Origin of the sequence: Frankia sp. AiPs1 (assembly GCF_023716945.1) — a bacterium.
Classification (GTDB): domain Bacteria; phylum Actinomycetota; class Actinomycetes; order Frankiales; family Frankiaceae; genus Frankia.
Window position 1 is genome coordinate 1 of the sequence record NZ_JAMQQF010000835.1, and the last position, 1,852, is coordinate 1,852.

1 protein-coding gene and 1 pseudogene are annotated in these 1,852 nt (G+C 75.3%); one reads left to right on the plus strand and one right to left on the minus strand.

Annotated features, from left to right (window positions below):
- A partial coding sequence (locus tag ND748_RS31120) for a glycosyltransferase family 4 protein (RefSeq protein WP_251749880.1) occupies positions 1 to 1,025 on the minus strand: 1,025 nt, incomplete at its 3' end.
- Positions 1,026 to 1,199: 174 nt separating this feature from the next.
- Between ND748_RS31120 and ND748_RS31125 the strand changes: the two are divergent.
- Positions 1,200 to 1,852: pseudogene (locus ND748_RS31125) on the plus strand (oxidoreductase); the annotation flags it as partial.

Here is a 1,852-nt window from a genome sequence, read left to right on the forward strand (position 1 = left end):
ATGAACGGGTGGGCCGCGGTCCGGGCGCGCCGCGTCGCCCAGCGGGGTGCGCCCAGGTAGGCCAGCAGCAGCAACCCCGCGGCGGCGTCCGCGGCGAGCCGGCCGGCCAGCGGGCCGAAGGCGGCCAGGGACAGCACGACGAGCGCCGCCGTCGTCGCGGCGACGAGGCCGGTGACCCGCATATGCGACCAGCCGGCGATGGTCAGCCGCTGGTAGGCGTGCGAGCGGTGCGGGGAGTACCACTGCTCCCCGGCGCGGATCCGTCGCGCCAGCGTGGCAGTGGTGTCCGCCAGGTAAAGAGCGGTCGGGGCGAGCGCCGACTCCGGCGGGATGCCGGCCAGCACCGCCTGGACGGCGAGCACGGCGAGCACGGCACCCAGCGTGTAACTGCCGACGTCACCGAGGAAGATCCGGGCCCGGGGAAAGTTGAACGGCAGGAAGCCGAGCGCCGAGGCCGCGACGAGTATCCCGCCGCAAGCCACCGTGGGCAGGTCCTGCGCGGCGCCCAGGGCTGCGAAGGCCCCGCCCGCCAACGCCGCCGTGACCGCGGAGATGCCGTTGATGCCGTCCATGAAGTTGAAGACGTTGACGAAGCCGGTGATCCAGACGGGCGCCGCGACGGTCACCAGTAGGACGGTGAGCAGGCCGGGTGTCGCGTCGCCGAGCACGGCGCCGAGCACGGCCATCGCCGCGACGACGAAGGACGTGGCGGTGTGCAGGGCCAGCCGCCGCAGCGCGGTGACCCCGCCGACGTCCTCGGCCAGCCCGATCAGCCCGAACAGGGCGGCCGCAGCGGTCAGCGGCAACAGGTCGGGGGCGTCGGCGCCGCCCTGGGTGAGGACCATGACGAGGACGCCCGCGAACAGGCCGAGCACCACGGCGATGCCGCCGCCGCGGGGGGTCGGTGCCTGATGCGAGGAGCGCACCGTGACCTCGTCGATGGCGGCCAGGCGCCGCATGCAGACGATGACGATCGGGGTTGCCGCCAGGGTGACGATGCACGCGGCGGCCGGCGCTCCCAGCACGGGCGTTCCTCCGGCTCTGACGCGTCGGGTGGAGTACGAGCGTCGTTCATCGCTGAATGTAATGCATCAACTACACTGAGCAGCAGGATGCGGGTGCGGGTGTCCCGCGCGGCCGCCCGCCGGCCGCTACCGGCCGAGGGCCGGGCTCGCCGACGCTCACCGGAGGTTCGCGCGATGAAACAGGTGGTCCAGGCGGCATCCGGGGGCGCGGTGCGGGTGCTCGACGTGCCCGTGCCGGTCATCGGCCCGACGGAGGTGCTGGTGGCGACGGTGGCGACGATCGTGTCGGCCGGGACCGAACGGGCCGTCACCGAACTCGCCCGCGCCGGGCTGCTGGCCAAGGCGCGGGCCCGCCCCGACCTGGTGCGCAAGGTGACGGAGAAGGCCCGGACCGACGGTCTGGTGCCGGCGGCGCGGTCGGTGCGCGACCGGCTCGGCAGCGATGTGCCGCTCGGCTACAGCGGCTGCGGCCGGGTCGTCGAGGTCGGCTCGGCGGTCGCCGGCATCCGCCCCGGTGACCTCGTCGCCACCGGCGGCGCGGGTCGGGCCAACCACGCCGAGTTCCAGGCCGTGCCCGGGCTGCTGTGCGCGCGAGTGCCCGACGGGGTGGAGCCCGCGGCGGCGGCGTTCGCCACCATCGGGTCCGTCGCCCTGCACGGGCTGCGCCTCGCCGAGGTCGGGCCGGGCTCGAAGGTCGTCGTCGTCGGCCTGGGCCTGATCGGCCAGCTCGCCGCCCGGCTGGCGCTGGCCAGCGGCTGCGAGGTGGCCGGCATCGACCTGGCGAAGCTGCCGCTGGCGGCCGCCACGGCGGCCGGCGTGCACGCGCT